Source organism: Ruegeria sp. HKCCD8929, from assembly GCF_013031405.1.
Taxonomy (GTDB): domain Bacteria; phylum Pseudomonadota; class Alphaproteobacteria; order Rhodobacterales; family Rhodobacteraceae; genus Ruegeria.
Genome location: NZ_WPZY01000063.1, coordinates 1 through 12,247 on the forward strand (window position 1 = coordinate 1; position 12,247 = coordinate 12,247).

Annotated in this window: 10 protein-coding genes; all 10 read left to right on the top strand. The window is 62.1% G+C overall.

What is annotated here, in order from left to right:
- Positions 1-1,089 (top strand): hypothetical protein (locus GOX53_RS27610; protein ID WP_217351970.1); only part of this gene is annotated, 1,089 nt, incomplete at its 5' end.
- 1,197 nt (positions 1,090-2,286) lie between these two features.
- The gene (locus GOX53_RS27615; protein WP_371810447.1) at positions 2,287-3,312 is read left to right on the top strand and encodes an ABC transporter ATP-binding protein; all 1,026 of its coding nucleotides are present in this window, start codon (positions 2,287-2,289) and stop codon (positions 3,310-3,312) included.
- On the top strand, positions 3,300-4,397 hold the full coding sequence (locus tag GOX53_RS27620; protein ID WP_171182091.1) for an ABC transporter ATP-binding protein: 1,098 nt from the start codon (positions 3,300-3,302) through the stop codon (positions 4,395-4,397). The genes GOX53_RS27615 and GOX53_RS27620 overlap by 13 nt, the downstream gene beginning before the upstream one ends.
- The gene (locus GOX53_RS27625; RefSeq protein ID WP_171182092.1) at positions 4,394-5,905 is read left to right on the top strand and encodes an ABC transporter substrate-binding protein; all 1,512 of its coding nucleotides are present in this window, start codon (positions 4,394-4,396) and stop codon (positions 5,903-5,905) included. Before GOX53_RS27620 ends, GOX53_RS27625 begins: the two co-directional genes overlap by 4 nt.
- Before the next feature lie 60 nt (positions 5,906-5,965).
- Entirely contained in the window at positions 5,966-6,910 is a 945-nt protein-coding gene (locus GOX53_RS27630) for an ABC transporter permease (protein ID WP_171182093.1), read from the top strand.
- Between the two features lies 1 nt (position 6,911).
- Positions 6,912-7,775, top strand: a complete 864-nt coding sequence (locus GOX53_RS27635) for an ABC transporter permease (protein WP_171182094.1) — start codon at positions 6,912-6,914, stop codon at positions 7,773-7,775.
- 20 nt (positions 7,776-7,795) lie between these two features.
- The gene (locus GOX53_RS27640) at positions 7,796-9,589 is read left to right on the top strand and encodes a gamma-glutamyltransferase family protein (RefSeq protein ID WP_171182095.1); all 1,794 of its coding nucleotides are present in this window, start codon (positions 7,796-7,798) and stop codon (positions 9,587-9,589) included.
- A 1-nt stretch (position 9,590) separates the two neighbouring features.
- Positions 9,591-10,340, top strand: coding sequence for a DUF1028 domain-containing protein (locus GOX53_RS27645; protein WP_171182096.1), 750 nt, complete (start codon positions 9,591-9,593; stop codon positions 10,338-10,340).
- Between the two features lie 2 nt (positions 10,341-10,342).
- Entirely contained in the window at positions 10,343-11,176 is an 834-nt protein-coding gene (locus tag GOX53_RS27650; RefSeq protein ID WP_217351971.1) for a sulfite exporter TauE/SafE family protein, read from the top strand.
- Positions 11,177-11,179: 3 nt separating this feature from the next.
- Positions 11,180-11,902, top strand: a complete 723-nt coding sequence (locus GOX53_RS27655) for a FadR/GntR family transcriptional regulator (RefSeq protein WP_254446834.1) — start codon at positions 11,180-11,182, stop codon at positions 11,900-11,902.
- Positions 11,903-12,247: the final 345 nt, after the last annotated feature.

Consider the following 12,247-nt stretch of genomic DNA (forward strand, 5'->3'; position numbering starts at 1 on the left):
GTTTTCCGAGCCGTGAATCACGCAGAGCAGCGAAAATCAATGCATCCTGACCCTAAGCACGATTATGCCATCGGCCGGCACGATACTCAGCGCCAGATCAATGACGATCAGTGGTTCGTGTCCTCTATCGTCGAGATAATTTCATCAGATGACGAACCGAAACGGACCCGAACCGCTGCCACCAAGGCAATCAAGCAGCTCGCCCAAACGACCAAAGGTCGAAAATACGGCGATTTTGCAAAACATGTCGAAGCCGCGGATAAGGCGATCACGGCCTATACCAACGACGTCCACAAGTGGATCGGAGGACTGATCGGAGCCGCCGAGAGTACCGTCTCGGGTCTCAAGGTGGTCAAGGAGGCGGGGATATTCTGTGGAACCGTTGTTGCCATCACCGTCACCGCTCCGGCCAGCCTGCCGGCGGCGGCCCTGGTCGGCGGCCTTTCAAGCGCCGGGGTCAACCTTGCCTTTGACGGCGCCGACGCGCTGGGCCGGTGGGACGCCGGCCTGAAGCAGCGCTCGCCAGGTGAGATTGCCAAGCGGACCTTGGCGAATGCCCTTACGGGCGCTGCAGGCTCGGCGATTGCAGGCGGTATCGCGAAGTACGCCGCCAAGCCGTTTTTGAACGTACTGGCATCACGGCCAATGATCTCGGCCCAGCTCGCGCGCCTGTCCCAAAGCAGGGTCGTTTCGCGCGTTCTGGAAAAGGAGGCCGCCCTTTTGGCGAAAGAACTGGCCAAAAAGGACTTGGTTGCCTTTTCGCAGGGGATCAAGAACTTTCCCGACAAGGTGGTCACGCAGGCTTTGATGAAATTCTTCATCAGGTTTGGGACCGGTGGTTTCAGCAAGTTGCTCAAATCGAGCGCAGAGGTCGAAAAGGAGATCGGCAAGTGGATGGCCACAAACCCCAAGCAACTCGGGAAGAAAAATGGTGAAGCCGTCGGAGCCGCCGCTGCAGCCGATCTTGCCAAGGGCAAGATCTCGGACATCCTGTATGACCGATTGCTGACGACCAAGAAGGACGAGTTTACTAAGATCCTACGTGCCGAGATGGAGGCCTATGCAAAGGCCCAGTCAGCGCGGGCATAGGATGGGATTTTGGTGTCATTCAGGCCCCGATTTGATCGCTTCGTCGGGCGCGGCGTCAACCATCGCGTATCGCATGCTGGGCGCACGGTGGTCGGGACCGGGAAACCTCGAACCCGTGCAAAAGCGGCGAGATCGCAAAACCTGCGCGTTTTGCATGGCCGCGTTTGACCAATTGAGCGTGGAGAGATCGCCTTCCTGCGCCGCATCTCGGAAGAGGGCTGCGTAACAGTTGGCCAACGCGTAAGATAGAGCTTGTATCCGAGAGGTCATGCCTCAGAAATTACGAGCTCCGACAACGCAATTGCTTCCGATCATTGTCAGGTCCCTGTCCTGCATACTGTGATCGTCTGACTATGGACGTCGCGCCCGAAACGGTCGGGTTCTTGTGCGCGAGTGGCTTGGTAGGTTCAGAGAACGACCTGTCTGTATCGCCGCGATCAAATAGGATCGCGGCAAGCGGCATATGGCAGTGCAAAGCTCTGCTCTCTTGGATTGATGATTGTCCCGAGCGGCTTCTCTCACAACCCGGGAGGTCGGTCGGGGTATTGGAGCATCAGTTCGCGTCAGCCGCGTCCTATCCTGTTCGATCGGCAGGGACTTGGAAGCAGGATACCTCCGCACTATACTTGGTGATTTTGAAGCGGCGGCGTTGGCAATCACCTAGTTCACATTGAAGGTCGGCGCGCAGCGGCGAAAGTGCGGAGCTTCGTTGATTTCGCTGCCGACCGCCTCCGCGCAGTGGCGGCTATGAATTGACACCTGTTGTCATTCGAGACCAGCGGCTCAAGCCGGACTGCCCTCCGAAACTCTCTTTACTGAGATGCGGCTCGCCCTTCCTTACGTCCGTCGCCGGTACGAGAGCTTCTGAGATCGAACTGGCGCAAGCAGAGCCTCGAGGTCACAAGTTCTGAGACGTCTCGAGATGCCGACTTCTCAAGAGTATGGCATAGCCAGAGGCACCCTGCACCCTCGAAGGCGTCTTGGCCCTGTTAGGGGATGAGGCTCATCTTCAGCAAGGTCCCGGATGGCGGCAACCGTCACAATCACATCGAGCCTGCAACCATACAGGGCCTCGCGTTTCGCCAATACCTGCCGGATCAATCGATCGCCGGGTTTTGCTGCCTCATGTTCCTGATTGACAGGTTACACAATTGATGCAACCAATATCAAATAGGTTGCGTTAGAGGTTGAATCGCTGTGCAACGAGCTGATGCCCCTTCAGGTACAGATCCGAATGACACCATCCTGCGGCTGAGTGATTTCAGTTTGCGGTTTCGCGGGCACGCCGCCCTGGCGGTGGACGGGTTGAACCTGTCGGTCTCGGCAGGTGAAACCCTGTGCATCGTCGGCGAATCCGGCTGCGGCAAGTCGATCACGGCAATGGCGATGATGGGTCTACTGCCGCGCGACGTCATCGACATCCCCAATGGCCGGATGGAGTTCGAAGGTCGCAGCCATGACCTGCGCACCGATGGGCTGGATGCGCCCGCCCGGGGCAATCGCATGGCGATGATCTTTCAGGAACCCATGACCTCGCTTAACCCCGCCTTCCGGATCGGAGACCAGATCGCCGAGGCGGTTCTGCATCACCGCAGTTGCACCCGGACCGAGGCAACCGACAGGGCCCGGCAGATGCTGCACCGGGTGGGAATTCCGGCACCAGAACAGCGTTTGCGCGAATACCCGCACCAACTGTCCGGCGGGATGCGGCAGCGGGTGATGATCGCCATGGCGCTGATCAACAACCCGGCGCTGCTGATCGCGGATGAGCCGACAACAGCGCTGGACGTGACCATTCAGGCCCAGATCCTCGATCTGATCCGTGACCTGCAACGCGAAACCAGCATGGCCACTGTCCTGATCACCCATGATCTGGGTGTGGTGGCCGAAATCGCCAGCACCGTAGCGGTGATGTATGGCGGTCAGATCGTTGAAAGCGGGCCGGTGAATGCTGTTTTTGACGACCCGCAACACCCCTACACGATCGGGTTGATGAGTTCGGTGCCGCGCATGTCTGGCGGGCGCGGCAGACTGATCACCGTCCCCGGCACGGTCCCGTCGATTGCCGATATGCCCGACGGCTGCAGGTTTCGCACCCGCTGTCCCTTTGCCACCGCCACCTGCGCCAGCCGGCCCGCTGCGGGTCAGGTTGCGCCGGGCCACAGTGTTGCGTGCCATTTCGCACCGCTGGAGCGGCAGGAGGACGTTCGATGGGCGATCTGATCCTCGAAGCGCGCGATCTGACGCGCCATTTTACCTTGAGTGCCGGATTGTTTGCCCCAAAAACAAAGGTGCGCGCCGTCGATGGGGTGTCACTGGCCATTCGGCGCGGGGAGACGTTCGCCATCGTCGGTGAGTCCGGTTGCGGCAAATCCACCCTCGCGCGGCTGCTGATGCGGCTGGACCGTCCCACGGCGGGACAGGTGCTGTTTGACGGGCAAGAGGTACAGGACCTCGCGCGACGCGACATGGCTCCGCTGCGCCGGGATATGCAGTTCGTGTTTCAGGACCCCTTTTCGTCGCTGAACCCACGAATGACCGTGGGCCAATTGGTGGGCGAACCGCTTGAGGTGCATGCGCCCGAACTGGATGCCGCCGCGCGCCGCAGTAAGGTCGCGGATCTCCTGGCGCAGGTCGGTCTTCTGGCCGATCACGCCAACCGTTACCCGCACGAGTTTTCCGGCGGACAGCGCCAACGTATCGGCATCGCCCGGGCTCTGGCCTCAGGGCCGCGCCTGCTGATCGGGGATGAGCCGGTCTCGGCGCTGGACGTGTCGGTGCAGGCGCAGGTGGTCAATCTGCTCAACGATCTCAAGCAGGATCTAGACCTGACGCTGGTGATCATTGCCCATGATCTGGCAGTGATCCGGCATATGAGCGACCGGGTTGCGGTGATGTATCTGGGCCAGATCGTTGAAAGCGGCCCGGCCGATCGGGTCTTTGACACCCCGCGCCATCCTTATACGCACGCGCTGCTCTCGGCGATCCCCGAACCCGAGGTGGGACGCACCCGCACACAGATCACGCTGAGCGGCGAGATGCCCAGCCCCTCGGCACCGCCATCGGGGTGCCGGTTTCACACCCGCTGCCCCCTTGCGCAGGACAATTGCCGGACCGACACACCCACGACCACGCTGGTGGACGGGATGCATTCCGTCGCCTGCCACCACTGGCAAACCATACCGCAAGCCGGAAAACCGGCCCAGCCACGGCATCGCAGCGTCGGAGCGGAAGAGCGGTTCGCGCTGTATCGCGCGGCTTTGGAAGCCAAGGAAAATGCTGCCACACACAGGGAGGAAATATCATGAATGCCTTCAAGACCAGCCTGCTAGCCGGGCTTCTGAGCGCCACCGCGCTAACGGTACAGGCCGCTGATCTGCGTATCGCGCTACAATCGGATGCCGATGTGCTGGATCCGGATCAGTCGCGCACCTTCGTCGGTCGCATCGTCTATGCCTCGCTTTGCGACAAGCTGGTGGATATCACTCCCGAGTTGGAACTGATCCCGCAACTGGCCACCGGTTGGGAATGGAGCGAAGATGGCAAGTCGCTGACCATGACCTTGCGCGAGGGCGTGGTGTTCCATGACGGGACGCCCTTCAATGCGCAGGCGGTTGCCGACAATATCGACCGCTCTCAGAACCTCGAGGAATCGCGCCGCAAGTCCGAGCTCAAGTCGGTTACAGGTGTGGATGTGGTCGACGACTACACCGTGCGCTTCAACATGGCGGCCCCCGATGCAACGCTTCTGGCGCAGTTCGCCGACCGGTCGGGTATGATGGTTTCCCCTACCGCAGCCACGGCGGCGGGTGCGGATTTTGGTCTGAACCCTGTCTGCTCGGGACCGTTCAGTTTCAAGGAACGCGTGGCGCAGGATCGGATCGCGCTAGAACGTTTCCCGGACTACTGGAACGCCGCTGAGATCCACTTTGACAGCGTAACGTTCCTGCCCATCCCGGACACCACCGTGCGACTGGCCAATCTGCAATCGGGTGATATCGACATGCTGGAACGCCTCGCCGCCACTGATCTGGCTCAGGCTGAGGGTGACGGGGGTATTGCCGTCGAACGGGCCGTTTCGCTGGGATATCAGGGTATTACCTTTAATGTGGCCAACGGTGAGAAAGGCGACAACCCCTGGGGCAACGACAAGCGGCTGCGTCAGGCGCTAAGCCATGCGCTGGATCGCGATGCGATCAATCAGGTGGTGTTTGAGGGCGCCTTTGCCCCCGGCAACCAGCCGTTCCCGCCGACCTCGCCCTGGTATGACGCCGATCATCCTGTGCCCGCGCGGGATGTGGACAAGGCCAAGGCCCTGCTGGCCGAGGCGGGGTATCCCGATGGTATCGACCTTGAGGTACAGGTGCCCAATACCACCGTACCGCTACAGCTGATGCAGGTCGTGCAGGCGATGGCCGCCGAGGCCGGGATCAGGATTGAGATCACGTCGAAAGAGTTCGCCACCCTGCTCGCCGATCAGAGCGCGGGCGACTATCAGGCCAGTCAGATCGGCTGGTCCGGTCGGGTCGACCCCGATGGCAACATCCACCAGTTCATGACCACCGGCGGCGGTATCAATGACAGCCACTATTCCGACCCGAAAGTGGACGAGATGCTGAATGCGGCCCGTGCCTCGACTGATTTCGAGGCGCGCAAAGCCGAGTATGACGGCGCGCGGGATGTCCTGATCGAGGATATGCCAATCGTGTATCTCTATCACCAGACCTGGATCTGGGCGCTCGACACTGGCCTCAAGGGGTTCACCCCATATCCGGACGGGATGATCCGCTTGGAAGGTGTGACTCTCGAGAACTGAGCCTATCCCCGGCCCGCCCGAATGTCCCCCGGGCGGGCCACCCCGTTGAAAGCCTGAGCCATGCTGTCCTTCATCCTGCGTCGCATTCTGATCGCGATACCGACGATCCTGCTGATCTCGGTCTTTGTGTTCAGCCTGCAAAAACTGCTGCCCGGTGATCCGGTGCTGGCCATGGCGGGCGAGGAACGGGACCCCGAGGTGCTGGATTACCTGCGCGAGAAATACCGGCTGAACGACCCGGTCCCGGTGCAGTATCTGACATGGGTCGGCAACGCGTTGCGCGGTGATCTGGGCATCTCGCTGCGTACCAACCAGCCGGTCACCGAGCTGATCGCCGAAAAGCTGCCGGTGACGATCCAGCTGGCGGTTATGGCGATCCTGTTCGCGCTGGTGATCGGCATCCCTGCGGGGATCATCTCGGCCGTCAAAAAGGGCACGGTGACCGATTATGTGGCCAATATCGTTGCGCTTTCGGGCCTGTCGGTTCCCAATTTCTGGTTGGGTATCATGCTGATCCTGCTGGTGTCGGTGCGGCTCAACCTTTTGCCCGCCTCGGGGTATGTGCCGCTGTCCGAAGACCCGGTGAAATCCATCACCACCATGCTGATGCCCGCCTTTGTTCTGGGCACGGCACTGGCCGCCACACTGATGCGGCACACACGGTCCGCCATGCTGGGCGTATTGAAATCCGACTATGTCCGCACCGCCCGGGCCAAGGGCTTGCACGAGCGCCGTGTAGTGCTGAAACACGCCTTTCGCAACGCGCTGACACCGATTGTGACCCTGACCGCTCTGCTGTTTGGTGAGCTGATCGCGGGCGCGGTGCTGACCGAGCAGATCTTCACCATCCCCGGATTTGGCAAACTCGTGGTCGATGCAGTCTTCAACCGGGACTATGCGGTGGTGCAGGGCATCGTGCTGGTCACAGCTGTCGGCTTTATCGTGATGAACCTGCTGGCTGACGTGGCCTATGTGCTGCTCAACCCGCGACTGAGGACCGCCTGAGATGAGCATTGCCGACCCCATCCTGACACGCCGTCCCGAAAGCCGGGTCTGGAAGAAGTTCCGTGCCCACAAGAGCGCCATGCTTGGCGGTGTGCTGGTGGCGTTTTTTGTCCTGATTGCGCTGGCCGCGCCGATCCTGCCTGTGCCCGATCCCGCTGCCACGGACTGGGGCGCGGTGCGCAAGGCGCCAACCGCTGCCCATCCCTTTGGCACCGATGAGATCGGGCGCGACGTGCTGGCCCGGATGATCTGGGGCGCGCAGGCGTCGCTGCTGGCGGGTGTCGTCTCGGTCGGGATCGCGGTCCTGCTGGGGGTGCCGCTGGGCATCGTTGCAGGGTACTTCGGCGGCTGGACCGACGCGGTGATCTCGCGCTGTACCGAGGCGCTGCTGGCCGCGCCCTTCCTGATCCTGGCCATTGCGCTGGCGGCCTTTCTGGGCCCATCGCTGACCAATGCGATGATCGCCATCGGTCTGTCGGCCACCCCGATCTTCATCCGGCTTACGCGGGGGCAGGTGCTGTCGGTCAAGGCTGAGGATTATGTCGCAAGCGCCCGTGCCATCGGGTTGCCGACGCCCAAGATCCTGACCCGCTACATCTTTCCCAACGTGCTGCCGCCGGTGCTGGTGCAGGCCACGCTGACCATCGCCACCGCCATCATCGCCGAGGCTTCGCTGTCCTTTCTGGGCCTCGGCCAGCAACCGCCCGCCCCAAGCTGGGGCTCGATGCTGAATACCGCCAAGAACTTCCTCAACCAGGCCCCGTGGATGGCGATGTGGCCGGGCATCGCGATCTTTCTCGTGGTGCTGGGCTTCAACCTATTGGGCGACGGGCTGCGCGACGCGCTGGACCCGCGCGAACACTGACTTTCGGAGACAGCAAAACCATGTCTGAATTCACCACCCGTCCCGAGATCCGAGGCACCTTTGGCGTCGTCACCTCGACCCACTGGATCGCCTCGGCTGTGGGTTTCGGCATCCTCGAAAAGGGCGGCAACGCCTTTGACGCCGCCGTTGCCACCGCCATGACCCTGCAAGTGGTCGAACCGCATCTGAACGGCCCCGCAGGCGACATACCCGCGATCTTTCATTCCGCCGAAACCGGCAAAACCGAGGTTCTCTGCGCCCAGGGACCCGCCCCGGCTGCCGCCACCATCGAGCACTTTACCGGACTGGGCCTGAACCTGATCCCCGGCTCGGGTCTGCTGGCCACGGTCGTGCCCGGCGCTTTTGATGGCTGGATGCTGATGCTCCGCGATCATGGCTCGCTACCTCTGCGCACCGTCATGGAACCCGCCATCGCCTACGCACGAGACGGCCACCCAGTGCTGCCGCGTGTGGCTCATACCATTGTGGGCCTGTCAGAGTTCTTTGCCGAGGAATGGCCCAGCTCGGCCGAGACATGGTTGCCTAATGGGCAAGCTCCTGAACCTAATGGCAATTTCGCCAACCCTGCACTGGCCGCTACATATGAACGTCTTATGGCCGATGCCGAAGCCGCGCACGAGGATCGTGTCGAACAAATCGACGCCGCCCGTCGCGCCTGGCGGCAGGGTTTCGTGGCCGACCGGATTTTTGACTATCTGGCCGAGGCAACCGTCATGGATGTGTCGGGCCAGCGCAACCGGGCCGTGCTGGCGCGGGGTGACATGGCCGACTGGCGTGCCAGCTACGAAGAACCGCTCAGCTATGACTATCATGGCTGGACGGTCCATAAGACACATGCCTGGAGCCAGGGCCCGGTGATGCTGCAGGCGCTGGCGATCCTCAAGGGGATCGATCTTGGCGCAATGGACACGAACGGAGCCGAGTTCGTCCACGCGGTGATCGAGGCCATGAAACTCGCTTATGCCGATCGCGAGGCTTATTACGGTGACCCGGATCACAGCGATGTCCCGATGGAACACCTGCTGAGCGACGTTTATGCGGCGGAACGCCGAGCCTTGATCGGGCCGGACGCGTCACAGGAACAGCGCCCGGGTCGGGTGCCGGGGTTCGAACATCTGGCCGACGCCTACATCGCGCGTGCCGCCAGAGATTTTCAGGCCAATACCGGTGCCAGCGCGGGCGAGCCGACCATGTCGCACCTGATTGAAAGGCGCGGCGATACCGTGCATCTCGATGTGATTGACCGCTGGGGCAACATGGTGGCGGCCACGCCCTCGGGCGGCTGGCTGCAAAGTTCGCCGGTGATCCCCGGGCTTGGCTTTCCGCTCAACAGCCGGGCACAGATGTTTTGGTTGGAACCGGGCCTGCCGACCTCGCTGGCGCCGGGGCGCAGGCCGCGGACCACGCTGACACCCAGCCTTGCCGAAAAGGACGGGGTCAGGCTGGTCTTTGGCACCCCTGGCGGCGATCAGCAGGATCAGTGGCAGCTGATCTGGTTCCTGCGTTTTGTGCATTTCGGGCTGGAGCTGCAGGCCTGCATGGATGCACCGCTGTTTCACTCGATGCATTTCCAAAGCTCGTTCTATCCCCGTGCGGCGCAGCCCGGAGAGATGATGATCGAGGCCTCGTTCGGCGAATCCGTGATCGAGGACCTGCAAGCGCGTGGCCACAAGGTAACCGTCGCCGAACCCTGGACTGTCGGCCGCCTGACCGCCGCTCTCCGCGAACAGGACGGCACCCTGCGTGCCGCCGCCACCCCCCGCCTGATGCAGGCCTATGCAGTAGGACGCTGACATGACCTATTCCCTGATTGCAAAAGATCCCGAAACCGGTGTCATCGGCATCATCGTTGCCAGCCGCTTCTTTGCCTGCGGCGCCCGTGTCACATGCGTCGGCGCACACAGCGCGATCGCCTCGCAGGCCTTTTCGAACCCGGTCTGGGGCACCGAAGGGTTGCGGCGGCTCGAAGCAGGCGAAGCAGCGCAAGAGGTACTGGACGACCTGGTGGCCCGTGATGACGGGCGCGCCGCGCGGCAGGCGCATTTGCTGGACAGCCACGGCGATTTTGCCGCTCATACCGGCGAGGATTGCGTTGACTGGGCCGGGCATCGCATGGGCCGGTATCATTCGGTCGCCGGGAACATGCTGGCCGGGCCCGATGTGGTCGAGGCCACCTTCGAGACCTTCGCTGACAGCAGCGGCCAGCCCTTGGCCGAACGGTTGATCTCTGCGATGGAGGCAGGCGAGCGGCTGGGCGGTGACAAACGCGGCAAGCAGGCGGCGGGAATGGTGATCCACCGGGGCGAGGCGCATTCCTGGCTCGACATCCGCACCGACGATCATCACGATCCCCTGGCCGAGTTGCGCAGGCTCTATGACGTGGCGGGTGAGCGCTATCTGCATTTCGCAGAAGCTATGCCGAGCGAGCGCAACTTCTCAGGCAACCCCGACCGGACCGCGCTCGAAGCGGCCATCGCCAAAGGTGAGGCGGAACGCCGGGCTGCCGGGCGCGTCAGCCGTTCGCTGGCCACCGGAGCGCCCTGAGGTTGGGTACGATTGCCCCATCCACTGTGGTGGCGCTGTTTGCCATCGCCACTGGGGCCGGCGTTTTTGGTGGGGTTCTGGCGGGGTTGCTGGGCGTTGGTGGCGGTATCGTCATCGTTCCCGCGCTCTATTTCGCGCTTTCACTTTCGGGCAATGATCCTGCCCTGACCATGCAGGTCGCGGTCGGCACATCGCTTGCCACTATCGTGTTCACATCACTGTCGTCCGGTTGGGGTCATTACCGGCGCGGCGCACTGGACATGGCCCTGCTGAGGCGATGGGCCCCGGCCATCCTGGCAGGCGTGATCATCGGCGGACTGCTGGGCGGTTTGGTCAGCGGCTACATCTTGGTCGCGGTCTTTGCTTGTGTCGCCGGCCTCGTGGCGACAGACATGATCTTTCGCAGGCCCGACGGCACCGCATCACCCCGCAGCTTTTCGTCCGGCACCTGGGCTGCGACCGGAGTGCTGGCAGGGGGTGTGTCGGCCATGATGGGCATCGGTGGAGGCACGGTCTGCGTACCGGTTCTGAACTTTCTGGGCTACGACATCCGCCGCGCGGTAGGTACGTCGGCCGCCATCGGCTTCGTCATCGGCCTGCCCGGAGCGCTCATCTACGCGGCCACCGGTCTGGGTCAGCCCGGTCTGCCGCCTTACTCGCTGGGCTATGTCAATCTGGTTGCGGCCATGCTGATCATTCCGCTGACCGCCAGTTTTGCCCATGTCGGCGTGCGCATCGCTCATTCCATTCCACAACGTGCATTGCGGCTTGCTTTTGGTCTGTTCCTGATGCTTACGTCCCTGCGCATGTTTTTTGATCTGGTAAGAGCGTGGTGAACCTTGGAAAATAGTCCATCAGATGCCGACCTGACCGCTGCCTTGCGTGCCGGGATCGACTCGGGGGCCTTCCTAAAGAACGGCAAGCTGCTGCCCGAACGCTCGCTGGCCGAAACGCTTGAGGTGACGCGGGCGCGGATGCGGCGCATTCTCGATCTGCTGGAACAGGATGGCACCATTTTTCGCCGCCACGGTCAGGGCACCTTCGCCTCTCCTCCGCCAGCGGTCGAAGCCAACCCGTTTCGGGCGCTGGCCGCCAAGGTCATGCCGCGCGACGTCATGGAGGTGCGGCTGGAGATCGAACCGGCGCTGGCCGCCCTTGCCGCCCGGCGTGCTTCGGTCAAGGAACTCAAGACGCTGGAACAGTTGACCCAGGCAACGCTGGACGCCTCTGACACCGAGGCCTACGGCGTAGCCGATGACATCTTTCACTACAAGATCGCCGAGCTGGCTCATAACCCCCTGTTTCTGACGGTTTACGATTCCATCCGCGCGGTCCGGCGACAGGCGGAATGGACCCGCCGTCGGGAAACCAGATACTCGCCATCCACACTGGTGCGTCTGGGTGAACAGCACGAACAGCTGTTCAGCAGCATCGCCGCACGCGACAGTCAGGCCGCTGCCGAAATCATGGAAACGCATCTGCTGTCGGTCTCGAACGCAATGCTGCGCAACCGCAGCTACGGTTCCGAGGATCACCTGCCACCTACCGAGAAACGACAATGATCCATGGAGGGCGTTGTGGCTGGCCAATATCCGGCGGGAATGGCTTCAGGCTGATCGAGAGTATGTTTTCACCTGCGCCGTTCATCACCTCATTCGGTGTGTCGTCCGGGATGGACATGACACTTGGCGCGACGGCTCCAGGTGTTTGATCCCAAGGTTTGATGGTGCGATCCATTCGATGAAATGGAAGGATGCCTTATGGGACAGATACGTCACGGCTGACCCCGACCCAGTCGCGGCAGTGCTTTGAAACACTGCCATGCTGACTGAGTGATATGGTTTCCAGAGCCTAAAGCCTCCCGCCATTAACCTGAGACATAGCCGGCAGCCTTGAAGTAGTTCCAG

Coding starts and splice junctions, on each gene's coding strand:
- GOX53_RS27625 (WP_171182092.1), top strand. CDS start 4,394: ATGAATGCCTTCAAGACCAGCCTGCTAGCCGGGCTTCTGAGCGCCACC.
- GOX53_RS27640 (WP_171182095.1), top strand. CDS start 7,796: ATGTCTGAATTCACCACCCGTCCCGAGATCCGAGGCACCTTTGGCGTC.
- GOX53_RS27635 (WP_171182094.1), top strand. CDS start 6,912: ATGAGCATTGCCGACCCCATCCTGACACGCCGTCCCGAAAGCCGGGTC.
- GOX53_RS27630 (WP_171182093.1), top strand. CDS start 5,966: ATGCTGTCCTTCATCCTGCGTCGCATTCTGATCGCGATACCGACGATC.
- GOX53_RS27620 (WP_171182091.1), top strand. CDS start 3,300: ATGGGCGATCTGATCCTCGAAGCGCGCGATCTGACGCGCCATTTTACC.
- GOX53_RS27645 (WP_171182096.1), top strand. CDS start 9,591: ATGACCTATTCCCTGATTGCAAAAGATCCCGAAACCGGTGTCATCGGC.